Here is a 25,320-nt window from a genome sequence, read left to right on the forward strand (position 1 = left end):
GGAGCTTACCCATGAAACAGGAAAGCCAGGCGGTGGCGAGACCCAACGTGCGGGTCGTCCTCTTCGGTCTGATGATCGCGATGATGCTCGCGATGCTCGACAACATGATCGTCAGCACCGCGCTGCCGCGGATCGTCGGCGAGTTCGGCGGCGTCGACCACTTCACCTGGGTGGTCACCGCGTACGTGCTGGGCACCACGGTCTCCACCCCGATCTGGGGCAAGCTCGGCGACCTGTACGGCCGCAAGGCGGTCTTCCTGACCTCGGTGGTCATCTTCCTGGTCGGCTCGGCGCTCTGCGGCATGTCCGGTTCGGAGCTGCTCGGCGGCGCCGGCAACGGCATGGTCGAGCTGATCGCGTTCCGCGCGGTGCAGGGTCTCGGCGCCGGCGGCCTGATGGTCGGCGTGATGGCGATCATCGGTGACCTGGTGCCGCCCCGCGAGCGGGGCCGCTACCAGGGCATGATCGCCGGCATCATGGCCATCGCCATGGTCGCCGGCCCGCTGGTCGGCGGGTTCATCACCGACAACCTCTCCTGGCGCTGGGCCTTCTACGTCAACCTGCCGCTCGGCGGCATCGCGCTGCTGGTCCTGGCCACCACCATGCACCTGCCGAAGTACCGCACCGAGCACAGGATCGACTGGCTCGGCGCCGGGCTGCTCTCGGTCGGCATCACCGCGATCGTGCTGGTCACCACCTGGGGCGGCAACTCCTACGACTGGGCGTCCCCGCAGATCCTCGGCCTGTCGGTGCTGGCCCTGGCGGCCCTGGTCGCCTTCGGGTTCGTCGAGCGCCGCGCCCCCGAGCCGATCCTGCCGCTCGGGCTCTTCGCCAACCGCAACTTCGCGCTGATCTCGGTGATCGGCTTCCTGCTCGGCTTCGCGATGTTCGGCGCGATGAACTTCCTGCCGCTCTACCAGCAGACCGTGCAGGGCGCCTCGGCCACCAACAGCGGCCTGCTGCTGCTCCCGCTGATGTTCGGCATGCTGGTGGTCTCGCTGGTGGTCGGTCGGGCGATCACCAGGACCGGCCGCTACCGGATCTTCCCGATCGTCGGCGGCGTGGTGATGACCGCGGGCCTGGCGCTGCTGAGCCTGCTGGACGTGGGCACCAGCAAGGCCGGGTCCTCGCTCTACATGATCGTGCTCGGGGTCGGCATGGGCTTCCTGATGCAGACCTCGATGCTGATCGCGCAGAACAGCGTCGAGCAGAAGGACCTCGGCGCGGCCAGCGGCGCGGCCACCTTCTTCCGTTCCATCGGCGGCTCGTTCGGCATCTCGCTCTTCGGCGCGATCTTCGCCAACCGGCTCGCCGACTCGGCCGCCGGCGGCGCGTTCAGCGGCGGCACCGGCGAGGGCGGCGGGATGGACCTGGAGAAGCTCAAGGACCTGCCGGCGCAGGCGCGTGAGCTGGTCCTCGGCGGCCTGGCCGATGCGATCTCCCACGTCTTCCTGTGGGCCGTGCTCTTCACCATCGTGGTGCCGGTGCTCGCCTGGTTCATCAAGGAGGTGCCGCTCCGGTCGACCAACGACGCCCCGCCGGCCGGGGCGACCCCGGAGGAGCAGGCCGAGACCGCGCTCGGCAAGGCCTCGGTGGCCTGACCTGTCGGTCAGTCGCGGCCGCGTCGTCCCTCCCGGGTGCGACGCGGCCGTCGCCGTCTTCGGGCCCGGGAAACCCGGTCAGGGGCGGCGGAAGGGGGCGGTCAGGCGGTCCCAGAGGCGGCGCAGCGCGCCGGGCCGGGACGATCCGCCGGATGCGCCGCCGGTCAGCTGGTGGGCCAGCGCGGTGGCGGCCGGGTCCAGCCCCGGGGTGGCCAGCGCCAGGTGGGCCAGGGAGGCGGCGATCGGCACCGGCCGGACCCGGGCCACCGTCGCCACGTCGGAGAGCCGTTCGGCCACCACTCCGGCCACGTCGGAGCGGACCGCCGGAGCCACCCAGGCGGCGGTGACCAGCGCGAAGAGCGCCGCCTCGGTGATCCAGTCCTCCACACCCCAGACCAGCTCCACCAGCACCCGGCGCCGGGTCGAGGTCTGCCACGGCTCGTCGGTGCGGTGGTGCAGCAGGCCGAGGCAGGCCCAGACCTGCACGCACCGCACCCAGAGCGACGGGTCCTGGCCGGCCAGGACCCGGCCCAGCGCGGTGGGCGGCGCCTCGGGCGGGTGAACCAGCAGCCCCAGCAGGTCGGTCAGTTCCAGGGTGGCCAGCCCGACCGCCGCGTCGTACGCGGCCGGCGGGTGCGGCCAGGCCGGGTGGGCGAGCTGGCGTACCCGCTCGGCGGCTGCCGCCGAGGGGACCGGGAGGGTGGGCGCGGCGGTGGTGCCGTCGTAGCGCCAGAGCTGGCAGGTGGTGTCCCGGCGCGGCTCGCGCGGATCCGGGTCGGCCACTCCGGTCACCTCGACGTCGAGCCCGGGTACCGCTGCGGCGACGGTCCGCATCGCGCTCGGCGGTTCCAGCGCCTCCAGCCGTACCGCCGTGCCGGGCGCGCCGTCGGCGGCGAGGGCGCGACGCAGCGCGTCGACCATCGCGCCGGCCGCCGGGGTGACCTGGCCCAGCCAGGGCCGGCTCCGGCAGGACTCGGCCAGGTCGCCGTGCTCGTGGCTGTCGTCGGGATGGTCCCGGACGAAGTCAGCGAGGGCGACCAGGTGGGCCACGTCGCCGTCGCGCAGGAAGCGCAGCCGGTGCGCGGTGTGCACCGCGCAGTCGAAGTCCGGGTCGTGGGCGAGCGCCCGGTCGATCCAGTCGAGCGCCTGGTCGAGCCGGCCGGTGTCGGCCAGGGTGCCGGCGATGTCCGCGTAGACCGCGAGGTCGTCCGGGTCGTGCCCGACGGCCCGTTCCAGGGCGGCGAGGGCGTCCCGGGTCCGGCCGGCGCTGCGGTACGCGTACCCGAGCCAGACCTCGCCCAGTTTGGAGGGTTCCGCGCGTACCCCCCGGCTGGCCCAGGTGACGGCGAGGGTGACCTCGCCGAGGCGCCGGGCCAGCGCGGACGCCGCGCCGAGCAGCAGGGCGTGCCGCGGATGCGCGGCGACCGCGTTGCGGGCCAGGGTGAGGTACGGCCGCACCGGGCCCCGGGCGGCCCGGGGCGCCGGGTCGGGCACCACCGCGCAGATCTGCATCAGGATCCGGGCGGTGCGTTCCGGGTCGAGCCGTTCGGCGAGCTGGGGCGCGGTCACCCAGGGCACGCCCGCCCAGTCCATGCCCGGCGCGTGCCCGGTGGCCGCGACCAGCAGGTCCAGCCCCTCGGCCGCGCGACCGGCGGCGGCGAGCAGGTGGGCCCGGGCCACCACCGCGCCGACGAAGGCGTGCTGGCCGAGCGGGAAGAGGTCCAGGTCGCCGCCGGAGGCCGCCGCGATCCGGGTCAGTGTCTCGTGCACCTCGGGCAGCGTGGGCGCCTGGACCAGCGCGGCGGCGAGGTGGCCGGCGGCGTGCGTCAGGTCGCCCTCGTCGAGCGCCAGTCGGGCGAGGGCGAGTTCCTCCGCCGCGGTCAGTGCGGGTTCGTCACGCTCCTCCGTCACGTCGACCTCTCGCTCGTCGGTTGCCAGGGCTGGGCAAGCCTAGGGGATGTTGCGCCGAAGCGATGCTTCACTGCGCATTGATGCTCGTACGATTGCCCAGGGGCGATAAATCGTGCAAGAATGAGCATGAAACGCGCGGCAACCGCGCAGGGGAGGAGCTTCCGTGACGCCTGCAGGGGCCGGGATGGCCGCCGACATCGATGAGCAGCCCGCCGGCTACGCCCGGTTGCTCACCGCCGAGCACGCCGAGGAGATCGCCCGGGTGGCGGCCGTCGTCGCGCAGCGGCGCCCCCGGCACGTGGTCTTCACCGCCCGGGGCACCTCCGACCACGCCGCCCTCTACGGCGCGTACCTCACCGAGATCCGGCTCGGCCTCCCCGCCGGGCTCGCCTCGCCCAGCGCGGTCACCGTCTACGGGGCGCGTCCCGACCTCTCCGACGCGCTGGTCGTCGGGGTCAGCCAGAGCGGCGGCTCGCCCGACCTCACCGAGGTGCTGCGGGCCGCCCGCGCCTCCGGCGCGCTCACCCTCGCGGTCACCAACAACCCGGGCTCCGCGCTGGCCGAGGTCGCCGAGCTGAGTGTCGACATCGCCGCCGGGCACGAGCGGGCGGTCGCCGCCACCAAGACGTACACCGCCGAGCTGCTCGCCCTGCTGATGCTGGTCGAGGGCGTCCGGGCCGGCGACGGGGCGCTGCCGGCCGACGAGCGGGCGGCCCTGGCGGCCCTGCCCGAGCTGGCCGAACGCACCCTGGCCGACCCCACCCCGGCCCAGCTCGCCCCGCGCTACCGGTTCGCCGGCCAGCTGGTCACCACCGGTCGCGGGTACGCGTACCCGACCGCCCGCGAGGCGGCGCTGAAGCTGATGGAGACCTCCTACCTTCCCGCGCTCGCCTTCTCCGGCGCCGACCTGCTGCACGGCCCGCTCGCGATGACCGACCCGGACGTGCCGGTGCTGGCCGTGGTCGGTTCCGGCCCCGGCGGCCGGTCGATGGGCGAGGTGCTGCCCCGGCTCGGCGAGCGCCGGGCCGACGTGGTGGTGGTCGGCTCCGCCGAGATCGAGGGGGCGACCCGGATGGCCGTCCCCGAGGTCGACGAGCGGTACGCCCCGCTGCTGGACATCCTGCCGTTGCAGCGGCTGGCGCTGGCGCTGGCGCTGGCCCGCGGCGAGGACCCGGACGCGCCCCGCGGCCTGAAGAAGGTCACCGCGACGATGTGACCTGCGGCGTGGCACGCTGTGGGGCGTGTCCACGCTGCGCGACCTCGCCGAGGAGCACACCCAGCTCCGCCCGGCCGACATCGACCACCTGCACCGGGTCGCCGGGGACTGGCAGCTGCTCTCCGATCTCTCCTTCGCCGACCTGCTGCTCTGGGTGCCGGTCGACGGCGACGGGACGTACCTCTGCGTGGCCCAGGTTCGGCCGACGACCGCGCCGACGGCGTACCTGGACGACCAGGTGGGGCGGATCGTCGGCGGGCCTGAGGTGGCGCACCTGGAGGTCGCCCACCGGCAGGGCCGGATCTGGCGGGAGGGCGACCCGGTCTGGTACGGCGACGTGCCGGCCCGGCACGAGGCGATCCCGGTCCGGCTGCGCACCGCCGACGGGGAGTCCGGCGAGGTGATCGCAGTGGTCGGCCGGGACACCAACCTCTCCACCGCCCGGACGCCCAGCCAGCTGGAGCTGAACTACCTCACCACCGCCGACGACCTGGCCCAGATGATCGCCGACGGCACCTTCCCGCCGCCCCGGCACCCGGGCGAGACCACCTCCGCGCCCCGGGTCGGCGACGGGCTGGTCCGGCTGGACGCCAACGGCAAGGTCACCTACGCCAGCCCGAACGCGCAGTCGGCGTACCGGCGCCTCGGATACGCCTCCCACCTGGTGGGGGAGGACCTGGCCAAGCTGCACCGCCGGCTGGCCGGGGACCCGCTCGAAGGCACCGACGCGGCGAACGGCATCCTCGCCGCGCTGCGTGGCGAGGCGCCGCCCCGGCGGGAGATCGACGCCCGGGGCGCCACCATGCTCACCCGGGCGCTGCCGCTGATGCCCGCCGGGGTGCCGATCGGCGCGCTGGTCCTGGTCCGCGACATCACCGAGGTACGCCGCCGCGACCGCGCCCTGATCACCAAGGACGCCACCATCCGGGAGATTCACCACCGGGTGAAGAACAACCTGCAGACGGTCGCCGCCCTGCTCCGCCTCCAGGCCCGCCGGGTCTCCATGCCCGAGGCCCGGGTCGCCCTGGAGGAGTCGGTACGCCGGGTCGCCTCGATCGCCCTGGTGCACGAGACGCTCTCCATGTCCAACGACGAGGCGGTCGAGTTCGACGGCATCGTCGACCGGGTGGCCAGCGCGGCGACCGAGGTCGCCGCGACCGAGGTGACGGTCGGGATGCGCCGCAAGGGCAGCTTCGGCGTGCTCCCCGCCGAGATCGCCACCTCGCTGGTGATGGTCCTCAACGAGCTGCTGCTCAACGCCGTCGAGCACGGCTTCCCGGCCGCCTCCGCCGGTGAGGAGGCGGAGCCCGCCGCGGACGCCGCCCCGGACCTCGGCGGTGCGGCCGGCCCGGAGCCGGACCGGCCCGAGGTGGTGGTGTCGGCGCACCGGTTCCGCAAGCAGCTGCACGTGTCGGTGACCGACAACGGGCGCGGCCTGCCGGCCGAGTTCGACGCCGAAAGCGGCAGCCGGCTGGGACTGCAGATCGTCCGGGCGCTGGTCACCGGGGAGCTGCGCGGCACGATCGAGCTGCGAAACGGCGCGGCCGGCGGCACCGAGGCGGTGCTGGTCGTCCCGCTGGCGCGGACCAGCGACCGGCTCAGCGGCTGAGCGTGTCCTGCCCACGACGCGGGCGCGCGGTCCGGGGCGCCGCCCTCAGCGGCTGAGCAGCGCGACGGTCAGGCCGGGCCGCTGCCAGACCCGTTCGACGCTGAAGCCGTCGCGCAGCGCGTCCGCCTTCGGTTGCGGCACCGCGCCGACCGGATCGGGGTGCCGCCCGGCGACGACCAGCCAGACCCGCCGGACGCCGGCCAGGCACTCGGTCGGCCGGGCACACTCGGTGGCCCACAGGTCCGCGCGCTGCCGCTCGTCGCGGACCGCCAGGACGTCCCGGGGCCGCCGTTGCGCCAGGTGGTACTCGGTGCCGAGGTCGAGGAAGAGCCAGCTGTCCCGGGGCGAGTAGACGATCGCGTCGCCGGGGCGCTGACCGTCGCCGATGATCCGGGCGGCCCCGGCGTAGTCGACCGTCGCACTGCGCGGCCACTCGTGGGTGCGGCGCAGCGCCGCCTGGTCGGGCAGGCCGAGCAGGCTGGCGAGCGCCACCACTGCGAGCGCGGGCGGCAGGGGCACGCTCGCCAGCGCCGCACCCGCCAGCAGGCAGCCGAACGGCACGGTGAAGATCAGGTAGCGCGGCACCCACAGGGGTACGACCAGCCCGGCCGCGAAGACCAGCAGCACCGGCGCGAGCACGCATGCCCCGGGCAGCAGTGCCCGGCGGCCCAGCCGTGCCGCGCCGAGCGCCGCGAGCCCCAGCAGCAGCCCGCCCACCGCGCCGCTCTGCGCGACCCCACCCGGCAGCGCCGCCAGGTCGGTCAGTCGGGCCGGGTCCACCCAGTCGAGCTGCCGGGACCGTTGTCCCCGGGCGAGCTGCGCCAGGGGGGTGACCAGCACGACGGCCGGCAGCAGCGCGACCAGCCAGGGCCACGGCACCGGACCTCGCCGGTCGTCTCCCGGCCGGTCGCTGTCGACGCCGGTGTCGGCCGGGCGGTTGCCAGCGGGCGGACCGTCCGTCGATCGGGTGGATCGCCGGTCAGCGGCCGGCGCCGGGCCGAGGCCGGCCGCCGCGGTTCCCCGCCACTGGACGAGCAGCACCGCGACGGCGTGCGCGGCGAGCAGGGTGAGCGCGATCAGGTGGGCCAGGCCCAGCGCGGCGACGGCGGCCGCGTAGCCCGCCCACCGCACCCACCCCGGTCGTCGCAGCGCGCCGACCAGCAGCAGGGTGGCGAGCACGGCGAGGGACGTGGCCAGCGCGTACGGGCGGGCCTCCTGGGCGTACCGGGAGGTGCCGGGGAGGACGGCGAAGAGCAGGCCGGCGAGCAGGCCGGCCCGCGTCCCGAGCAGCCACTGTCCGAGTAGGGCGGTCAGCCCGGCCGCCACGGCCATCGCCAGCACGGAGGGCAGCCGCAGCGCCGTCACCGAGTCGCCGAAGACTGCCACCCAGCCGTGCATGAGCAGGTAGTACGGGCCGGTGGCGGCGTCGATCGTGCCGGCCATCCGGACCAGGTCGCCGATCGGGCGGGTGGCCGCGCTCCAGGTCGCCAGCTCGTCCCGCCAGGGCTGGGCGTGGCCGATCCCGGCCAGTCCGACGACCAGCGTCGCCAGCGTCGGCCACACCCACACCAGTCGCGGCCACCGCGTTCGTCCGCCCGGTCTGCCGCCGACCCGGCCGCCGTCTCCGGCCGACCGTGGAACAGAAGAAACGGTCACATACCGCAGCGTCACACAACGTGGTGGCTCGCCGTGCCGGTCTGCCGATCAGGGCCGCCCGGGCTACGCCTTCACGGTGACGCCGTGCTCCTTGCAGGCGGCGGCGAGCCGGGGGAGGGCCTCCCGCAGCCGGTCCCGGTAGAGCGCCGCGCCCGGGTCGTCGGCACCACGGGTTCGCTGGACCCGCTGCGCCAGCCCGATGGCGAGCACGCCGGTCGACTTCAGGTCCTCGTGTCCGGAACTCTGGAAGAGTTCGCCAACCCGCTTCAGCTCCGCCGGGGTGACTTCCTCGCCGCGGTCGGTCCGGACCACCACGCCGGCCGAGCGGCAGGCGGTCACGCCGCTGTCGTCGTCCCTTGGGGAGCCGGAGAGCTGGTACGCCACGACGCCGCCCGCGCCGAGCAGGACCACACCGATCAGGACGGCCATCAGCACGACGGGGCGCGGCCGCTTCCGGGGCTGCTCCGCCTGGCTGGATGCCGAGGGCGCGGGGCTGGAGTGCTGGTCCTGGTCGGTCACGCGAGATGTCCACTTCTGCCGGGGGGTGCGGCGGCGTACCACCGCCGAGACGCGACGCGCGGCCCGCGATGTGGGATGGGGCACGCGCTCATTGGTCGGCCCACCCGGGGTGTGGCAGCATGACCCCATGACCGCCGCTGTCGTCCGCCGCTTCGTGGCCCGTCGCCACGTCGATTACGGCCGCGTGCGCAGCGCGATCTGTCCGGCCCACTGACGACGCCCGATCCATTCGTCTCGGGCGCGTTCTCCGCGCCGGCCGTCTCGACACCGTTGTCCTCGGCCCGTCCCACGGGCCCGCCGCCGCGTCCGCGCTCCCACCGAGGCATCAGCAGACAACGGAGGACGCCGCGATGGCGGTCAGCAGCACCCCGGCCCGCCCCGAGACCCCGACGGCGCCCGCCGCCCGGGCGCCCCGCCGTCCCCGCGGCGAGGGGCAGTGGGCGCTCGGCCACCGCGAGCCGCTCAACGCCAACGAGCGGATCAAGAAGGACGACGACCCGCTGAACGTCCGGGCCCGGATCGAGAACATCTACGCCCACCGGGGCTTCGCCTCGATCGACCCGCAGGACCTGCGCGGCCGGTTCCGCTGGTGGGGGCTCTACACCCAGCGCAAGGCGGGCATCGACGGCGGCCGCACCGCCGTGCTGGAGCCGCACGAGCTCGAGGACGAGTTCTTCATGCTCCGGGTCCGGGTCGACGGCGGGCAGCTCACCCTCGCCCAGCTCCGGGTGATCGCCGACATCTCCCGCGAGTTCGCCCGGGACACCGCCGACATCACCGACCGGCAGAACATCCAGTACCACTGGATCCGGGTCGAGGACATGCCGGAGATCTGGCGCCGGCTGGAGTCCGTCGGGCTGCAGACCACCGAGGCGTGCGGCGACTGCCCGCGCATCGTGCTGGGCAGCCCGGTCGCCGGGGTGGCCCGCGACGAACTGCTCGACCCGACCCCGGCGATCGACGAGATCGTCAGCCGGTACGTCGGCGACAAGCAGTTCTCCAACCTGCCGCGCAAGTTCAAGACAACGATCTCCTGGCTGGTCGACACCCCGTACGAGGCGAACGACATCGCCTTCCTCGGGGTGGACCACCCGGAGCACGGCCCCGGCTTCGACCTCTGGGTCGGCGGCGGCCTCTCCACCAACCCGATGCTGGCCAAGCGGCTCGGCGTCTGGGTGCCGCTGGCCGAGGTGCCGGACATCTGGGCCGGGGTGGTCGGCATCTTCCGCGACTACGGCTACCGCCGGCTGCGCAACCGGGCCCGGCTGAAGTTCCTGGTCGCCGACTGGGGCGTGGAGCGCTTCCGCGAGGTGCTGGAGAAGGAGTACCTGGGCCGCACCCTGCTGGACGGCCCCGCCCCGCACCTGCCCGACAAGCAGGTCGACCACATCGGGGTGCACCGGCAGCGCGACGGCCGCCACTACGTCGGGGCCGCCCCGGTGGTCGGGCGGGTCTCCGGCGGGCAGCTCGCGAAGCTGGCCGACGTGGTCGAGGCGCACGGCAGCGACCGGGTACGGCTCACCCCGTACCAGAAGCTACTGGTGCTCGACGTGCCGCCGGAGCGGACGGAGCCGCTGGTGGAGGCGCTGCGGGGGATCGGCCTGGAGGCCCGGCCGTCCGCCTGGCGGCGCGGCACCATGGCCTGCACCGGCATCGAGTTCTGCAAGCTGGCCATCGTCGAGACCAAGGCCCGCGGCGAGGAGCTGGTGGCCCGGCTGGAGGAGCGGCTGCGCGACTTCGACGCGGACATCTCCATCCACCTCAACGGCTGCCCGAACGCCTGCGCCCGCACCCAGGTCGCCGACATCGGGCTCAAGGGCCAGCTGGTGGTCGGCCCGGACGGCCGGCAGGTGGAGGGCTTCCAGGTGCACCTCGGCGGCGGCCTCGGCATGGCCGAGGGGCAGACCGCCGGCTTCGGCCGCAAGCTGCGCGGCCTGAAGACCACCGCCGACGAGCTTCCGGAGTACGTGGAACGACTGGCCCGCCGCTACCTGGCCGGCCGGACCGAGGGCGAGACGTTCGCCAACTGGGTGATCAGGGTCGACGAGGAGGAGTTGCGATGAGTGACGCCCGTTCCGCGCCGCTGTACTGCCCGTACTGCGGCGAGGAGGACCTGCGGCCGAGCGAGGCCGGGCACGGCGCCTGGGAGTGCCACGCCTGCGCCCGCGTCTTCACGGTGAAGTTCACCGGCCTGCTCAGCCGGGCGGTGACGCGATGAACCTCGTCTCCGCCGCCAACCTGGGCCTGGTCGGGCTCGGCGGCCCCGAGCCGGCCGACCCGGCCCGCCGCGACCCAGAGGAGCTGCGCGCGCTGGCCGAGACGGCCGGCCGGGAGCTGGAGGGCGCCCCCGCGCTGGAGATCGCCCGCTGGGCGGCCGAGACCTTCGGCGACCGGTTCTGCGTGACCAGCTCGATGGCGGACGCCGTCCTCGCGCACCTGGTGTCCCGGGTCGCGCCCGGGGTGGACGTGCTGTTCCTCGACACCGGCCTGCACTTCCCGGAGACGCTGCGGGTCCGGGACGAGGTGGCCCGGCGGCTGCCGGTCACCGTCCGCTCCATCCGCCCCCGGCTCACCGTCGGCCAGCAGGACGGCGAGTACGGCCCCCGGCTGTTCAACCGCTCCCCGGACGACTGCTGCCAGCTGCGCAAGGTCGAGCCGCTGGAGCGGGCGCTGTCCGGGTACGACGCCTGGGCCGCCGGGCTGCGCCGGGACGAGTCGCCCAGCCGGGCCAACACCCCGGTGGTGACCTTCGACGCCCGGCGGGGCAAGGTCAAGGTCAACCCGATCGCGGCCTGGACCCAGGCCGACGTGGACGCCTACATCTCCCGCTACGACATCCCGGTCAACGAGCTGTTCAGCCGGGGCTACGGCTCGGTCGGCTGCTGGCCCTGCACCCGCCGCACCAGGGCGGGGGAGGACCCGCGGGCCGGCCGCTGGGCCATGTTCGAGAAGACCGAGTGCGGCCTGCACGTCTGACCGGGCCGGGGTCCGGCGCGGGATCAGCCGCGCCGGTGGGTGCCACGCCGTCCACGCCGGGCCCGGACCGGTCGGCGGGCCGGGCGGGGGCGACCGCGCCGGTGTGGGGCGGCGGCGCCGGGCGGACCACGCCGGTGGTGCTGGTCGCCCACGGCAGCCGGGATCCCCGGGCGGCGGAGGCGACGCGCGCCCTCGCCCGGGCCGTCGAGGCCGCCCGCCCCGGCACCCCGGTCCTGCCGAGCTGGCTGGACCACACCGAGCCCGGGCCGACGGAGGTGCTGCGCGCGCTGGCCGCCGCCGGGCACCACGCCGCGGTGCTGGTGCCGTTGCTGCTCACCGCCGCGTACCACCGCCGGGTGGACATCCCGGCGGCGGTGGCGGCGGCCCGGGATGCCGCGCCGGAGCTGACGGTCCGCATCACCGACGTGCTCGGCCCCGCCGACGGCACGGTGGCCCCGGGGCTGCTGGCCGGGCTGCGCCGGCGGCTGGCCGAGGCGGAGCCGAGCGGCGTGGACGCGCTGGTGCTGGCGGCGGCGGGCACCCGGGACCCCCGGGCCCGGGGCTCGGTGGGGCGGGTCGCCGCGGCGCTGGGCGATCAGTTCGCGGTGCCCTGCCGGGTGGCGTACGCCTCGGCGGCCCCGTCGGCGGCCGGCGCCGCGGTGGCCCGGCTGCGGGCTACGGGCGCCCGGCGGGTGGCGGTGTCGGCGTACTTCCTGGCGCCGGGGCTCTTCCACGACGCGGTGGTGGCGGCGGCCCGGGACGCCGGGGCGGTGGCGGTCAGCGGGCCGCTGACCGACGCGCCGGAGCTGGCCGATCTGGTGCTCCGCCGGGTCGACGCGGGGGCGTCGCTGTGATCAGTCTCGCCACCATGATCAAAGGTGCCGGCGGCGGGGTATCGGACGGGTGTGCGGGAGCGGACAGCAGAACGCCCCGGCGGGTCGGAACCCACCGGGGCGTACGGCTGTGTGATCGGTCAGGCGGAGTGAGCGCGCAGCACCCGGAGACCGCCGCGGCGCTTGACCGCGCGGCGCTCCTCCTCGCTCATCCCGCCCCAGACGCCGGCGTCCTGACCGGACTCGAGCGCCCACTGCAGGCACTCGTCGGTCACGGAGCAGCGCCGGCAGACGGCCTTGGCCTGCTCGACCTGCAGGAGAGCCGGACCGGACGTCCCGATCGGGAAGAACAGCTCCGGGTCCTCGTCGCGGCAGACAGCATGGTGGCGCCAGTCCATGGCGGCAACACTCCTCATTCTGGATGGGTGGCAGATAACGCTAGTGCTTTTCCCTTATACGCATCCGCAGTGCCGGTCGTGACGGTTCGCGTCCGACTATTCGGCAGTGCGTGAGCAGGCTCTGTTGGCACCTGGGACCTGCTGGAACAGCTCAACCTGCCGAGCATATCCAGGCAATGTCCCGGTAACTCAAGTTCGCTTGTGAATACTTTCACGAACACTGTCGATGTCAAGGGTGACGCTCGGAAAAACTCCGCACGGTGAGCAAGCTCACGACCCTTTTGTCCGGGTTTCAGGCGTCCCTGGTTACCCGCCGTGCCACAGTCGAGGATCAATATAGTACAGTCCGCGTGACATTGCTGACATTTCCGGCACCTATCCCTCGGCGTGGCGGCCACCGTCGCGCAGTGGCCAGAGCCGCTCAACCTAGGGGGTTACCCGAACCTCAGCAGATTACTCTGAGTGCGTCGGGTACGGAGGTGAATCTGACCTTTTCCCGCTCGCCGAGGTAGTCGCCGTCCAGCTGGAAGGCCTGCGGTCGAGCCGAGAGCAGCGTGAACTCGGCGACGTCGTGCAGCCGCAGCACCTGCCGGCCGCGCGGATCGGGGTGGCGGGACACGGACTGCCTCACGGTCCGTGCGGTGCTGGCGACCCGGAGCTGACGCAGCGCCATCACGTCGAGCCCGAGGTCGAACGACGCCTCCGGATTCGGGTTGATCTCCCGCTCGCCCAGGTACGTCCAGGGCGCGGTGTTCTGGATGATGACCGTGGCCAGCTCGCCCTCTGCCGCCTCACCGGGCCGCTCCAGGTTGATCGCGGGATGCCGGCGGTCGGAGGCCAGGAAGTACTGGCTGAGCGTCGAGCGGAAGTAGAGCGCCGGGGTGGAGACCCGCCCCCGTTTCCGGGCCTGCTCCACCCGGTGGATCACCGCCGCGTCCACCCCGAAGCCAGCGCAGAAGGTGAAGTAGCGGTCGTCGGCCCGGCCCAGCCCGATCGTCCGGGACCGGCCCAGCCGCAGCCCCTCCAGGATCATGCTGGTGCCCTCCGGCCACTCCCGGGGCAGGCCCAGGGCGCGGGCGAAGACGTTGGTCGAGCCACCCGGGACGGTGGCCAGGGCGGGCAGCCGCTCCGCCGAGGTGCCGCCGGTGCGGAACGTCGGCGGCTGGGCCGCCATCAGGCCGTTGACCACCTCGTTGACCGTGCCGTCACCACCCAGGGTGACGACCACGTCGACGCCCTCCTCGGCCGCCTCCCGGGCCAGATCCGTGGCGTGGCCCCGCCGGCGGGTGTACCGCACCGACAGGTCTACTTCGCTGCGCAGCGCCCGGACCAGCACGTCCCGGCTGCGCTCGCTGGTGGTGGTGGCCTTCGGATTGACCACCAGGACGGCCCGCATGGGCGGCACTGTACCGCGACGGGGCGCGGGTATCGTGGCGCGCGTGACCATCGACTCCGGCCCGGTTCCCGACACCCTGCGGTGGGCCGTACGCCTGCTGCGGGGCGAGGCGGTCGCCCTGGCGCTGCTCGCCGGCTGGCTGATCTGGGCGGACCTCACCGCCGCCAGGACCGACCTGGTGTCGGCACTGTTCGTGACCGGGTTCGCCGTCGCCGGGGCCGTCGCGCTCTGGGCGCTCGGCGGGGCACTGGCCCGCCGCCGGGCCGGTGCCCGGGCGCCGGCCATGGTGCTCCAGCTGATGCTGCTGCCGGTCGGCTGGTTCATGATCCAGGGCGGCATGGGCTGGCTCGGCGTACCGCTGATGGTGCTCGGCGTCGGCGTCTGCGCGCTGCTGGTCAGCCCGCCCACCACGCGGGCCCTCGGCGTCGGGTGAGCCGCCGGTCGCCGCGCGCGGCGCGGCGACCCGGGCTCACCAGCCGGAGGAGCGGCGGGTCAGCAGCGAGATGGTGGCCTGGCCGGCGTCCGCCGTGGCCGCGGCGCCGGTGGTCAGCGCGGTGAGCACCTTCCAGGCGAACGAGGACTCCGCGGGGAGCGTGGCGCCGCGCACCGTCGGCACCGTCACCTCGACGGTCAGCGCGTCCTCGGTGACCGCGAAGCGGCAGGACAGCTCGGCGTCGCGGGTGGCGATGGCGAGCAGCATGGCGCAGGCCTCGTCCACCGCGATGCGCAGGTCCTCGATCTCGTCGAGGGCGAACTGGAGGCGGGCCGCGAGACCCGCCGTGGCGGTACGGAGCACGCCGAGGTAGGCGCCGTCGGCGGGCACGGTGAGGTGCACCACGTCGTCGTCGGTCGTCGGCTGGCCGGTCAGTTGAGTCACGCCTCATCCCCCCGGTCGGGGACTCTACCCGCCCGGGCCTCCGGTTGGGTGGGGACGGTCACCGTCTGCGCGGCCAGGCCGTGCAGCGCCGGCCCGCTGAGCCGGTACGGGACCCACTCGTCCATCTGCACCGCGCCGATCGAGGCGTAGAAGCGGGCGGCCGGATTCCAGTTGATCATCCACCACTCCAGGCGCTCGTAGCCGCGCTCCACGCAGATCGCGGCCAGCGCGGCCAGCAGCGCCCGGCCCGCCCCGGTGCCCCGGGCCGCCGGGCGGACGTAGAGGTCCTCCAGGTAGATCCCGTGCACCCCGGCCCAGGTGGAGAAGTTGAGGAACCAGAGCGCGAAGCCGACCGGCTCGTCGTGCCCGTCCACCGCGACGTGGCCGAAGAGCGCCGGGGCGGGGCCGAACAGGGCGGCGGTCAGCTGCGCCTCGGTGAGCCGGCACTGGTCGGCGGCGCGCTCGTAGTCGGCGAGCTCGTGCACCATCGCGACGACGGCCGGCGCGTCCTCGGGACGTGCCGGCCGGATCGTCGATGCCTGGGGAGCCAGGGTCACGCCTTCTTGGTCTCCCAGAAGATCTTCGAGATCTCGTCGATCTTCTGCAGCAGCTCGTCGGCCTTGACCGGGTCGGTCGCGCCCTTGGCGCCGGCCGCGCCGGCCGCCTTGGTGGCCTCGTTGAAGAGCTGGTGCAGGTGCGGGTACTTCTCGAAGTGGGCCGGCTTGAAGTAGTCGGTCCAGAGCACCCACAGGTGGTGCTTGACCAGGTCGGCCCGCTGCTCCTTGATCAGGATCGCCCGGGTGCGGAACTCCGGGTCGGTGTTCGACTGGTACTTCTCGCAGATCATTTTGACCGACTCGGCCTCGATCCGGGCCTGCGCCGGGTCGTAGACGCCGCAGGGCAGGTCGCAGTGGGCGCTAGCGGTCAAACGGGGCATGAGGATGCGGGGAAGTCGCATCAGTGTCCTCCACGGGATGTTTGCGATGATCCAAGCCGACATTACTCCTGGGGACGTCCCCGGCAGGGGCGGAGGGGAAACCTGGTGACGGTCGAGGAGGCCGGTCCGCCGGCCCGGCTACGCCGGCCGCTGACCGCGGTGGGGGTGACCGGTCCGTCCATGTCGCCGACGCTGCGGCACGGCGACGCGGTGCTGGTCCGTCCGGGCGGCCGGCCGGTCCGGCCCGGCGACGTCGTGGTCGCGGTCTTCCGCACCCGGCCGGGGCTGCTCGTGGTCAAGCGCGCGGTCCGACCGCAGGACGGCGGTTGGTGGGTACGCGGGGACAACGAACTGGTCACCGACGACTCCCGGGCGTACGGGGTGGCCGACGTGCTGGGCCGGGTGGTGGCCCGCTACTGGCCGCGCCCGGGACGGATTCGTCGCCCACCGTTATGACCCTGCTCACATCCGGGCACCGGTGTCCACACTATGCTCGGAAGGTGCCCGGGTGACCCCCGCACCGCGTGCCGCCGCTTCCGCCTCACCTCGCGACCGCGCCGGCCGCTCCGTCTGCTCGACAGATCCTGGAGTCACCATGTCTGCGTCCACCGTGGATCCCGCTGATCCCGTCTTCCGGCTGCACCTCGGCGGCAAGATGGCCGTCGCCTCGACGGTCCCGCTGACCAGCCGGGAGGACCTCTCCCTCGCGTACACCCCGGGTGTGGCCCGGGTCTGCGAGGCGATCGCCGCCGACCCGGCCCTGGCCGACGACTACACGTGGGTGTCGCACACCGTCGCGGTGGTCACCGACGGCTCGGCCGTACTCGGGCTGGGCAACATCGGCCCCCGCGCGGCGCTGCCGGTGATGGAGGGCAAGGCGGTGCTGTTCAAGCAGTTCGCCGGCGTGGACGCGGTACCGATCTGCCTGGACACCCAGGATGTGGACGAGATCGTGGCGACGGTGAAGGCCCTCGCCCCCTCGTTCGGCGGGATCAACCTGGAGGACATCAGCGCCCCGCGCTGCTTCGAGGTGGAGCGCCGGCTGGACGAGGCGCTGCCGATCCCGGTCTTCCACGACGACCAGCACGGCACCGCGATCGTGGTGCTGGCCGCGCTGCGCAACGCGGCGACCCTGCTCAACCGCAAGCTCGGCGACCTGCGGGTCACGGTCAGCGGCGCCGGCGCGGCCGGGGTGGCCGTCACGCACATGCTGGTGGCCGGCGGAGTGAATCCCGACCAGGTGGTGGTCTGCGACTCCAAGGGCATCATCGGCCGACACCGCGCCGACCTGACCGAGACCAAGGCCCACCTCGCCGGGACGACCAACGCCGAGGGCCGGCAGGGCGACATCACCGAGGCGCTGCGCGGCGCGGACGTGCTGGTCGGCGTCTCCGGCGGGCAGATCCCGGAGGTGGCGGTGGCCGGGATGGCCCCCGGCGGCATCGTCTTCGCGCTGGCCAACCCCAACCCGGAGGTGCACCCCGAGGTGGCCGCCCGGCACGTCGCGGTGGTCGCCACCGGCCGCAGTGACTACCCCAACCAGATCAACAACGTGCTGGCCTTCCCCGGTGTCTTCCGGGGCGCGCTGGACGCCCGGGCGACCCGGATCACCGACGGGATGAAGGTGGCCGCGGCGGACGCGATCGCCGGGGTGGTGGCCGAGTCGCTCACCGCCGACGCGATCGTGCCGTCCCCGCTCGACCCGCGGGTCGCCCCGGCGGTGGCCGAGGCCGTCGCCGAGGCCGCCCGCCGCGACGGCGTCGCCCGCGCCTGAACATCGGCGGAAGGGCCCGGGCCGCCACGGCCCGGGCCCTTCTTGTCGCCCGCCGTCCTTGTTACGGTGCCCAGCATGCGTGCCGCCTATGCCTCCCGCTTCGACGCCGACAACCCGCTCGCCGCGCTCACCGTCGGTGACCGTCCCGAGCCGACCCACCCGGACGAGGACTGGGTGACCATGCAGGTACGGGCCAGTTCGCTCAACCACCACGACCTGTGGTCGCTGCGCGGGGTCGGGCTGGGCGCCGACCAGCTGCCGATGATCCTGGGCTGCGACGCGGTCGGCACCGACCCGGACGGCAACGAGGTGGTCATCTACCCGGTGGTGCCCACCCCGGGCGACCCGCGCGGCGTCTCCATCCTCTCCGAGCACTTCGCCGGCACCTTCGCCGAGCGGGTGGCCGTACCCCGGATGAACCTGCTGCCGCTGCCGGCGGGCCTGTCGGCGACCGACGCGGCCTGCCTGCCGACCGCCTGGCTCACCGCCTGGCGGATGCTGACCACCAAGGGTCGGGTCGCCGACGGCGAGTCGGTGCTGGTCCAGGGCGCGGGTGGCGGCGTCGCGACCGCGGCCGTCGCGCTCGGCTTGGCGCTCGGCAAGCGGGTGTACGCGACCAGCCGGGACGCCGGCAAGCGGGAGCGGATCGCCGAGCTGGGGGCGACCGCGCTGGAACCGGGCGCGCGCCTGCCCGAGCGGGTCGACGTGGTGATCGAGACGGTCGGCGCGGCCACCTTCGACCACTCGCTGAAGTCCGCCGCCCCGATGGCCCGGATCGTGGTCTCCGGCGCCACCGCCGGGCACGAGCCCAAGGTCAACCTGCGCCGGGTCTTCGCCATGCAGCTGGAGATCCTCGGCACCTCGATGGGCACCCCGGACGAGCTGACCGAGCTGCTGGCCTTCTGCGCCGAGCACGAGGTGCGCCCGGTGGTGGACAGCGTGGTGCCGTTCAGCAAGGTGGCGGACGCCTTCGCCCGCCTGCACTCCGGCGACGTCTTCGGCAAGGTCGTCGTCGACCACACCGCCTGACGGGACAGAGCGCCCCGAGGGGCTGCGTCAGAGGTGATCGTCGAGGGTGGCGATGTCGTTGCGGGCGGCCTCCTGGGGGAGACGCTTCCGGGCGGCCTCGTCGCCGTAGAGGGTCCAGCGGAGGAACTCCGCCGTCGTGTCGGAGATCACCCGCAGGGCGGTGCCGTCGGTGAGCAGCGCCCGGCCGTGGTCGCCCTTCGGCAGGCTGAGCATCGCCTTCGGCCAGGGCACCGCGTCGTAGACCGCCTTCCCGGCGGCGTAGTCGACCACCTCGTCGGCCTCGCCGTGCACGAAGAGTTGCGGGGCGGCGGCCCCGGCGAAGGCGGTGCCCACGCCGAGCGCGGTGCCGGCGAAGACCACGCCGGCGTCCAGCCGCTTGTCCCGGCCCGCGGTGAAGAGCCCGATGGTGGTCACCCCACCGGCCGAGTGCCCGGCCGCGGCCACCCGGTCCGTGGCCAGCCGGCCGCGCAGCGGGTCGCCGGCCTTCCCGTCCAGCGCGAGCACCTTGTCCAGCGCGTACGAGACGTCGGCCGGCTGGTTGAGCACGTCGAGGACGTTGCCGTCGGCGCCCCGGGTGGTGTGCGGGAAGGTCGGCGCGGCGACCACGAAGCCGGCCGCTGCCCAGCGGGTCAGCAGCTCCCGGTAGTCGTCCGGCCGGCCGCTCAGGCCGTGGCTGAACATCACCACCGGGAACCGGCCGGCCGCCACCGTCGCCCCGCGCTCCGCCGCGCCGCCGGCCTCGCCCCGGGCCGGGTACCAGAGGGTCACCGGCAGCGGGCGGCTGCCGTCGCGGTTCAGCTTCAGCTGGCGTACGCCGACCGCGAAGGGCTTGGCCGGCGCGGTGCCGGCGGGAACCCGCGGCGCCGGGACGGTGGCCCTCGGCGGTTCCGGCGGCGCGGCGGGCCGGACGGTCGGGGCCGCTGCCGAGCAGCCGGCGAGACCGACGCTGAGCAGCGCGGCGGCGAGCAGGAGCGGGGTACGGCGACGAGACATGAATCCGATTGTGCCCTGGCCGGCGCGGTGCCCGGCCACGGTTGGACGCAGTGTGAGCCGCGGATGACCGGTTCAGCGGTGCAGGCGGTCGTCGAGGGTGGTGACGCCGGGCAGGACCGCGTCGACGGGCAGGCGGCGGGCGGCGTCCCGGTCGTCGTAGAGGGTCCAGCGGAGGAAGTCGGTGGTGGTGGCGAGCACCGGGTCGAAGCCGGGGCGGCCCGGGGTGAGGTATTCCCCGTGCCCCTGCCCGAGCACGCCGAGGAAGGCCGCCGACCCGGTGGCCCGCTCGTAGGCGGCCCGGCCGACGGAGAGCGGTACGACCGGGTCGGCGGTGCCGTGCACGAAGAGCAGGGGAGCGGCCGGGCCGGCGAAGCTGCCGGCCAGCCCGCCGCCGGCGATGACGATCCCGGAGCGCAGCCGCGCGGAGTGGCCCGAGGTGAACATCCCGGCGGTGGTGAAGCCGCCCGCCGAGTGGCCGGCCGCGGCGACCGGGTCACGTCCAGGTGCCCGGCGAGCGGGTCGTCCGCCCGCGCGTCGAGCCGGACCAGGTACCGGATCAACCGCCAGCCGTCGGCCGGCTGGTGGCGTACGTCGGCCCGGCTGAAGTGCCGGCTGTGGAGGTTGGTGTTCGGGTAGGCCGGCGCGGCGACCACGAACCCGGCGGCGGCCCACCGGCTGGTCAGCCCGGAGTGCAGCTCGGGGAGGCTCTTCAGGCCGTGGCTGTAGACCACCACCGGGAACCGCCCGGGGGCCACCTGGCCGTTCTCGGTCGGGTACCAGAGGGTCACCGGCAGCGGCCGGGGACCGGCCGGGTCGATGGTCAGGGTGCGTACCGCGACGGGGTGCACCCGGTCCGGCGCGTGCCGGTCCGGCGGCGGCCCCTCGACCGCGGCGGCGGCCGTGCCGCAGCCGGTCAGCAGCGCTGTCATCAGCGCGGCGACCAGCCGCTGCACCCCCATTCCTTCACGGTAGGTGGCCGGGGGCGGCCCCGGTCCCGCCGTCCGGACCGCGTGGTCCCCGCCACCCGGTCCGCTTCGCCTCCACCGCTCGGATCGGACCGGTTACCCTCGGCCCGGCGGGACGGTGCGGGACGCGCGGTTTCGCTAGGGTCTCCGGCATGTCTGACGAGTACGTGGACCCCAGCGGCAACACCGAGCAGTTCCGGGCGTTCGTCCACGCCCCGGAGTCCGCCACGCCGGCCCCGACGGCGTCCCGGCTGCCGCTGATCGTCGGCGCGGCCGTGGTCGCGGCGGTGCTGGTGGCCGTGGCCGCCTGGCTCGCCTTGAGCTGAACTCCCGGTGTGTCGATCGGGCCGCGGACGGTCTCCGGAGACGCTGTGGAGCTGATGTCGTGAACGACTCAGCCATCCGTCGCCGCGGCGGCGGCGCGCCACGGACCACCTACCGCGATGAATCGTTTGCGACATCAGCTCCACAGGGAGTGGTACCCGTGCCCGGGCCGAGCCGGGTGGTGACCCGGGACCGTCAGGACCGGCACCCGTCGGCGGTCCGCGTCCACCAACCAGCGAGCGGCGGCGAGGTCAGCCGCGCGCCGCGACGACGGCCCGGGTCTCCCGGGCGATCTCCCGCTCCTCGTCGGTGTCGATCACGCAGACGCTGACCTCGGCGCCGTCCGGCGAGATGATCCGGTCGCCGTCGCCGGAGTTGCGGTCGGGGTCCACGGTGATGCCGAGCCGGTCCAGTCCGGCCAGCGCGGCGGCCCGGACCGGGGCGGCGTGCTCGCCCACCCCGGCGGTGAAGGTGATCGCGTCCACCCGCCCGAGCAGGGCGTAGTACGCCCCGACGTACCCGGTGATCCGGCGGCAGTAGACGTCGAAGGCGAGCGCCGCGGCCCGGTCCCCGGCGGCCCGCCGCTCCAGCACCTCGCGCATGTCGTTGACCCCGGTCAGGCCGAGCAGCCCGCTGCGGTGGTTGAGCAGGTCGTCGATCTCGTCCACGCCCAGCCCGCCCTCGCGGCGCAGGTGGAAGACGACCGTCGGGTCCAGGTCGCCACTGCGGGTCCCCATCACCAGGCCCTCCAGCGGCGACATCCCCATCGAGGTGGCCACGCTGCGACCGCCGGAGACGGCGCAGGCGCTCGCCCCGTTGCCCAGGTGCAGGGTGATCGTGTTCAACTCCTCGTACGGGCGCTCCAGCAGCTCCGCCGTGCGCCGGGAGACGTACGCGTGCGAGGTGCCGTGGAAGCCGTACCGGCGGACCCCGTACCGCTCGGCGGTGTCCCGGTCGATGGCGTAGGTGGCGGCGGCCTCCGGCAGGGTGTGGTGGAACGCGGTGTCGAAGACCGCGATCTGCGGCATGTCCGGCAGGGCCTCCCGGGCCACCTCGATCCCGGCCAGGTTCGCCGGGTTGTGCAGCGGGGCGAGCGGGACCAGCTCCTCGATCGCGGCGAAGACCCCGTCGTCGATCAGCACCGGCTGGCTGAACTTCCGGCCGCCGTGCACCACCCGGTGCCCGACCGCGACCAGCCCGCCCAGGTCGAGCCGGTCCAGGATCTCCCGGACGGCGGTGGCGTGGTCGGCCGGTCCGCCGCCCGGCTCGCCGACCCGTTCGACGGTGCCCTTGTCCCGCACCGTCTCGCCGTCGTAGAGCCGGTACTTCACCGACGACGACCCGCAGTTCAGCACCAGCACGCGGTCGGTCACGGGGCCTCCTCCGGCAAGGCGGCCGCCTGGATGGCGGTGATCGCCACGGTGTTGACGATGTCGGCGACGGTCGCGCCCCGGGACAGGTCGTTGACCGGCCGGCGCAGGCCCTGCATCACCGGGCCGACCGCGACCGCGCCCGCCGAGCGCTGCACCGCCTTGTACGTGTTGTTGCCGGTGTTCAGGTCCGGGAAGATGAAGACCGTCGCCCGGCCGGCCACCGTGCTCTCCGGCAGCTTCGCCGCCGCCACCTGCGGGTCGATCGCCGCGTCGTACTGGATCGGGCCCTCGACCAGCAGGTCGGGCCGGCGGGCCCGGACCAGCTCGGTGGCGGCCGCGACCTTCTCCACGTCCGCGCCCGTCCCGGAGTCCCCGGTGGAGTACGACAGCATCGCCACCCGTGGTTCGATGCCGAACCGGGCAGCGGTGTCGGCCGAGGAGATGGCGATGTCGGCGAGCTGGGCGGCGTCCGGGTCCGGGTTGACCGCGCAGTCGCCGTAGACCAGCACCCGGTCGGCGAGCAGCATGAAGAAGACGCTGGAGGCCACCGAGACCCCCGGCACGGTCCGGATGATCTCGAACGCCGGGCGGATGGTGGCGGCGGTGGTGTGGGTGGCCCCGGAGACCATGCCGTCGGCGTGCCCGGTCGCCACCATCATGGTGCCGAAGTAGTTGGGCTGCGCCACGATGTCGTGGGCCAGCTCGGCCGTGACGCCCCGGTGCGTGCGCAGCTTGGCGTACCCGGCGGCGAACTCGTCCCGCCACGCGCTGGTGGTCGGGTCGACCACGTCCGCGCCGGTCACGTCGATGCCCAGCTCGCGGGTGCGCCGGGCGACGTCGTCGGGGCGGCCGAGCAGGGTCAGGTCGGCCACGCCCCGGCGGAGCAGGATCTCCGCCGCCCGCAGGATCCGCTCCTCGGTCCCCTCGGGCAGCACCAGCCGGCGGCGGTTCGCCCGGGCCCGGTCGATCAGGTCGTACTCGAACATCAGCGGGGTGACCCGCTCGGAGCGGCTGACCGACAGCCGGCGGGCCAGGTCGACGGTGTCGACGTTGTTCTCGAACGCGCCGAGCGCCGCCTCCACCTTGCGCGGGTTGGCCGCGCTGGGCCGCCCCTCGATCCGGCTGGACGCGGCCACCGTGTCGTAGCTGTCGCTGAGCACCGACAGTACGGCGAGGCCGGTGTTCAGCCCCTCGACCAGCCGCATCACCCGGGGGTCGGGCTGTTCGCCGAGGGTGAGCACCAGACCGGCCACCGAGACCTGGCCGGCCACGTGCGCGGCGCTCGCCGCGACCAGCAGGTCGGCCCGGTCGCCCGGGGTGATCACCAGCGCGCCCTCGGTCAGGTGGCCGAGCAGGGTGGGCACGTGCGCCGCGCCGACGACGTAGTCGAGCACGTCCCGGCCGAGCGCGGCGTCGTCCCCGGCCAGCAGGGTGGCGCCGAGCGCCGCCGCCACCTCGGCCACCGTCGGCGCCGACACGGTCGGCACCTCCGGGATCGCGTACGCGGGGACGGGCAGCTCGGGCAGCGTCATCGCCCCCGGCACCCGGTTGGCGATCACCGCCAGCACCGTCGCGCCCAGGTCCTCCAGATCGTGGTACGCCCCGCGCGCGGCGGCCGCGATCGCCTCCGGCTGCTGCCCGAAGCCGTCGACCACCGGCACCACCACGCTGCCGAACTCGGTGGCCAGCCGGGCGTTGAAGGCGAGCTCCCGGGGGCCCGCGCCGTCGCCGCCGTCGGCGAAGTCGCTGCCCACCACGACCACCGCCGGGCAGCGCCGCTCGACCTCGCGGTAGCGCTCGACGATCCGGGAGATCAGCTCCTCCCGCTTGCCGTCGGCAACCAGCGCGGCCGCCTCGGCGTAGGTGGTCCCGACGAGTTCCGACGGCCTAACGCCGACGCGGTAACGGTCGCTCAGCAAGGCGAGGATGGGGTCCGGACCCGTTCCGGAGACCAGCGGGCGAAACGCGCCGATCTGCTCGACCTGTCGGGAGAGCAGCTCAGCGAGGCCGAGCGCGATAGTCGACTTTCCTCCGCCAGAACCCACGCTGGTGAGGTAGACACTGCGGGCCACGCAGTCAACCTACAAGGTCGTGGTGCCGGCCGCCCGTTGCGCATGTCAGACGGGACACACGGGAAGAACGTGAGTGAACCCCGCATCTAGACTGCCTCCCGTGACCGACAGGCCGACGGACGTCCCACCCGTGCCCGACGTGCGGTCCGTGACCGACCTCCCCGTCGTGGCCGACGGTAGGACTGTCGTCCTGACGGTGACCGAGAGTCCGACCGTCACGCTGTCCGTGCCGGAGGGGCCGACCGCCGTCCTGACGGTGACCGAGAGTCCGACCGTCGTGCAGCCCGTGACCCACTGCCCGACGGACGACAGCCCGACCACCCTCATGGCCGCGGTTCCCGAGCTACCGCCGGTCTTCGTCGATCCGAGCGGGCGGCGTCGGCGGCGCCTGCGCCGGTTCGCCTACGCCGTCGGTCTGGTGGGGCTGGCGTACACCGGGATGGTCGGCGTGAGCTTCGCCGGGGGACCGGTGAGCCCGGAGACGGTCCTCCCCTTCGTCGAGACGACGCAGCCGCCCTGGCAACCGCCACCCGCCGCGCCGGTCACCCCGGCCACGCAGGCCCCCACCGCGACCGCCGGACAGCCCTCGACGGGGGCCCGCGGCGGGTCCGCCCCCCGGTCCACATCGACCAGGAGCGCACGGCCCCCGGCGGCGGTCACCGGCACCCCGCGCCCCACCCGGAGCCCCGCGGCGCCGCCGACGACCACCACGCCCCCGACGACCGCGCCGCCCAGCACGGCTCCGCCGACCACCGACCCGCCCCCGGTGATCGACCCGTCGCCCCTAAGAGGTCGCGCAATTAGGCGGGTTCATGGTCGGCGGGTGGAGCGGGTGTCCCAGCGGTAGAGGGTCCAGGCCTG

Annotated in this window: 25 protein-coding genes and 1 pseudogene; 12 read left to right on the forward strand and 14 right to left on the reverse strand. The window is 74.3% G+C overall.

All coding sequences use genetic code 11. The annotated features are described in order from the left end of the window. The first annotated feature begins 11 nt into the window (after positions 1-11). On the forward strand, positions 12-1,601 hold the full coding sequence (locus ACLQ2U_RS23870; RefSeq protein ID WP_425752967.1) for an MDR family MFS transporter: 1,590 nt from the start codon (positions 12-14) through the stop codon (positions 1,599-1,601). A 78-nt stretch (positions 1,602-1,679) separates the two neighbouring features. Here ACLQ2U_RS23870 and ACLQ2U_RS23875 read toward each other — a convergent pair whose 3' ends face one another. Then, positions 1,680-3,512: a tetratricopeptide repeat protein gene (locus ACLQ2U_RS23875; RefSeq protein WP_425752969.1), complete on the reverse strand. Its 1,833-nt coding sequence runs from the start codon at positions 3,510-3,512 to the stop codon at positions 1,680-1,682. Positions 3,513-3,696: 184 nt separating this feature from the next. Between ACLQ2U_RS23875 and ACLQ2U_RS23880 the strand changes: the two genes are divergently transcribed. Next, entirely contained in the window at positions 3,697-4,728 is a 1,032-nt protein-coding gene (locus tag ACLQ2U_RS23880; RefSeq protein ID WP_425752997.1) for an SIS domain-containing protein, read from the forward strand. A 25-nt stretch (positions 4,729-4,753) separates the two neighbouring features. Further along, complete coding sequence (locus ACLQ2U_RS23885; protein ID WP_425752970.1) at positions 4,754-6,337, forward strand: histidine kinase N-terminal domain-containing protein; 1,584 nt, start codon at positions 4,754-4,756, stop codon at positions 6,335-6,337. A 45-nt stretch (positions 6,338-6,382) separates the two neighbouring features. Here ACLQ2U_RS23885 and ACLQ2U_RS23890 read toward each other — a convergent pair whose 3' ends face one another. Both ACLQ2U_RS23890 and ACLQ2U_RS23895 read right to left on the reverse strand, forming a co-directional pair. Next, entirely contained in the window at positions 6,383-7,906 is a 1,524-nt protein-coding gene (locus ACLQ2U_RS23890) for a glycosyltransferase family 39 protein (RefSeq protein ID WP_425752971.1), read from the reverse strand. Between the two features lie 150 nt (positions 7,907-8,056). Then, the gene (locus ACLQ2U_RS23895; protein ID WP_425752972.1) at positions 8,057-8,512 is read right to left on the reverse strand and encodes a hypothetical protein; all 456 of its coding nucleotides are present in this window, start codon (positions 8,510-8,512) and stop codon (positions 8,057-8,059) included. Between the two features lie 350 nt (positions 8,513-8,862). Between ACLQ2U_RS23895 and ACLQ2U_RS23900 the strand changes: the two genes are divergently transcribed. The 4 genes from ACLQ2U_RS23900 to ACLQ2U_RS23915 all read left to right on the forward strand — a co-directional run bounded on the left by ACLQ2U_RS23900 (position 8,863) and on the right by ACLQ2U_RS23915 (position 12,342). Further along, a complete protein-coding gene (locus ACLQ2U_RS23900) occupies positions 8,863-10,575 on the forward strand; it encodes a nitrite/sulfite reductase (RefSeq protein WP_425752973.1) in 1,713 nt (570 codons plus the stop codon). Next, a complete protein-coding gene (locus ACLQ2U_RS23905) occupies positions 10,572-10,730 on the forward strand; it encodes a hypothetical protein (protein WP_334490093.1) in 159 nt (52 codons plus the stop codon). The genes ACLQ2U_RS23900 and ACLQ2U_RS23905 overlap by 4 nt, the downstream gene beginning before the upstream one ends. Beyond that, entirely contained in the window at positions 10,727-11,488 is a 762-nt protein-coding gene (locus ACLQ2U_RS23910; protein ID WP_425752974.1) for a phosphoadenylyl-sulfate reductase, read from the forward strand. The genes ACLQ2U_RS23905 and ACLQ2U_RS23910 overlap by 4 nt, the downstream gene beginning before the upstream one ends. Before the next feature lie 101 nt (positions 11,489-11,589). Further along, positions 11,590-12,342: a sirohydrochlorin chelatase gene (locus ACLQ2U_RS23915; protein ID WP_425752999.1), complete on the forward strand. Its 753-nt coding sequence runs from the start codon at positions 11,590-11,592 to the stop codon at positions 12,340-12,342. Between the two features lie 119 nt (positions 12,343-12,461). Here the strand turns inward: ACLQ2U_RS23915 and ACLQ2U_RS23920 are convergent, their stop codons facing one another. Then, positions 12,462-12,719 (reverse strand): WhiB family transcriptional regulator, encoded by a 258-nt coding sequence (locus ACLQ2U_RS23920; protein ID WP_350933261.1) that lies wholly within the window; start codon positions 12,717-12,719, stop codon positions 12,462-12,464. A gap of 445 nt (positions 12,720-13,164) precedes the next feature. Next, positions 13,165-14,115 (reverse strand): diacylglycerol/lipid kinase family protein, encoded by a 951-nt coding sequence (locus ACLQ2U_RS23925; RefSeq protein ID WP_425752975.1) that lies wholly within the window; start codon positions 14,113-14,115, stop codon positions 13,165-13,167. Between the two features lie 43 nt (positions 14,116-14,158). Between ACLQ2U_RS23925 and ACLQ2U_RS23930 the strand changes: the two genes are divergently transcribed. After that, the gene (locus ACLQ2U_RS23930; protein WP_425752976.1) at positions 14,159-14,548 is read left to right on the forward strand and encodes a hypothetical protein; all 390 of its coding nucleotides are present in this window, start codon (positions 14,159-14,161) and stop codon (positions 14,546-14,548) included. A gap of 36 nt (positions 14,549-14,584) precedes the next feature. On the opposite strand, the gene ACLQ2U_RS23935 is transcribed toward ACLQ2U_RS23930, so the two are convergent. From ACLQ2U_RS23935 to sodN, 3 genes are all read right to left on the reverse strand, one after another. Further along, positions 14,585-14,992 (reverse strand): ATP-binding protein, encoded by a 408-nt coding sequence (locus ACLQ2U_RS23935; protein ID WP_425752977.1) that lies wholly within the window; start codon positions 14,990-14,992, stop codon positions 14,585-14,587. Then, positions 14,989-15,480, reverse strand: coding sequence for a GNAT family N-acetyltransferase (locus ACLQ2U_RS23940; RefSeq protein ID WP_425753000.1), 492 nt, complete (start codon positions 15,478-15,480; stop codon positions 14,989-14,991). The genes ACLQ2U_RS23935 and ACLQ2U_RS23940 overlap by 4 nt, the downstream gene beginning before the upstream one ends. A gap of 65 nt (positions 15,481-15,545) precedes the next feature. Continuing rightward, positions 15,546-15,950, reverse strand: coding sequence for a superoxide dismutase, Ni (sodN, locus tag ACLQ2U_RS23945; protein ID WP_425752978.1), 405 nt, complete (start codon positions 15,948-15,950; stop codon positions 15,546-15,548). An 84-nt stretch (positions 15,951-16,034) separates the two neighbouring features. Here sodN and ACLQ2U_RS23950 point away from each other — a divergent pair, with 84 nt between their 5' ends. The 3 genes from ACLQ2U_RS23950 (at position 16,035) to ACLQ2U_RS23960 (ending at position 18,732) form a co-directional block, all read left to right on the forward strand. Next, positions 16,035-16,385, forward strand: a complete 351-nt coding sequence (locus ACLQ2U_RS23950; RefSeq protein WP_425752979.1) for a S24 family peptidase — start codon at positions 16,035-16,037, stop codon at positions 16,383-16,385. A 139-nt stretch (positions 16,386-16,524) separates the two neighbouring features. After that, the gene (locus ACLQ2U_RS23955; RefSeq protein ID WP_425752980.1) at positions 16,525-17,703 is read left to right on the forward strand and encodes an NAD(P)-dependent malic enzyme; all 1,179 of its coding nucleotides are present in this window, start codon (positions 16,525-16,527) and stop codon (positions 17,701-17,703) included. 66 nt (positions 17,704-17,769) lie between these two features. Next, on the forward strand, positions 17,770-18,732 hold the full coding sequence (locus ACLQ2U_RS23960) for a zinc-binding dehydrogenase (RefSeq protein ID WP_425752981.1): 963 nt from the start codon (positions 17,770-17,772) through the stop codon (positions 18,730-18,732). Between the two features lie 27 nt (positions 18,733-18,759). Here the strand turns inward: ACLQ2U_RS23960 and ACLQ2U_RS23965 are convergent, their stop codons facing one another. From ACLQ2U_RS23965 to ACLQ2U_RS23975, 3 genes and pseudogenes are all read right to left on the reverse strand, one after another. Beyond that, positions 18,760-19,725: an alpha/beta hydrolase family protein gene (locus tag ACLQ2U_RS23965; protein ID WP_425752982.1), complete on the reverse strand. Its 966-nt coding sequence runs from the start codon at positions 19,723-19,725 to the stop codon at positions 18,760-18,762. A 72-nt stretch (positions 19,726-19,797) separates the two neighbouring features. Beyond that, positions 19,798-20,169 (reverse strand): alpha/beta hydrolase, encoded by a 372-nt coding sequence (locus ACLQ2U_RS23970; protein WP_425752983.1) that lies wholly within the window; start codon positions 20,167-20,169, stop codon positions 19,798-19,800. A gap of 248 nt (positions 20,170-20,417) precedes the next feature. Next, a pseudogene (locus ACLQ2U_RS23975) lies at positions 20,418-20,684 on the reverse strand (alpha/beta hydrolase family protein); the annotation flags it as partial. Positions 20,685-20,842: 158 nt separating this feature from the next. Between ACLQ2U_RS23975 and ACLQ2U_RS23980 the strand changes: the two are divergent. Then, the gene (locus tag ACLQ2U_RS23980; RefSeq protein ID WP_425752984.1) at positions 20,843-21,016 is read left to right on the forward strand and encodes a hypothetical protein; all 174 of its coding nucleotides are present in this window, start codon (positions 20,843-20,845) and stop codon (positions 21,014-21,016) included. Positions 21,017-21,265: 249 nt separating this feature from the next. Here the strand turns inward: ACLQ2U_RS23980 and ACLQ2U_RS23985 are convergent, their stop codons facing one another. From ACLQ2U_RS23985 to ACLQ2U_RS23995, 3 genes are all read right to left on the reverse strand, one after another. Next, positions 21,266-22,387 (reverse strand): acetate/propionate family kinase, encoded by a 1,122-nt coding sequence (locus ACLQ2U_RS23985; RefSeq protein ID WP_425752985.1) that lies wholly within the window; start codon positions 22,385-22,387, stop codon positions 21,266-21,268. Continuing rightward, positions 22,384-24,459, reverse strand: a complete 2,076-nt coding sequence (gene pta, locus ACLQ2U_RS23990) for a phosphate acetyltransferase (protein WP_425752986.1) — start codon at positions 24,457-24,459, stop codon at positions 22,384-22,386. The genes ACLQ2U_RS23985 and pta overlap by 4 nt, the downstream gene beginning before the upstream one ends. Positions 24,460-24,861: 402 nt before the next feature. Further along, positions 24,862-25,212 (reverse strand): GTPase, encoded by a 351-nt coding sequence (locus ACLQ2U_RS23995; RefSeq protein WP_425752987.1) that lies wholly within the window; start codon positions 25,210-25,212, stop codon positions 24,862-24,864. Positions 25,213-25,320 lie beyond the last annotated feature (108 nt).

This window comes from Micromonospora sp. DT47 (assembly GCF_049844475.1).
Lineage (GTDB): Bacteria > Actinomycetota > Actinomycetes > Mycobacteriales > Micromonosporaceae > Micromonospora.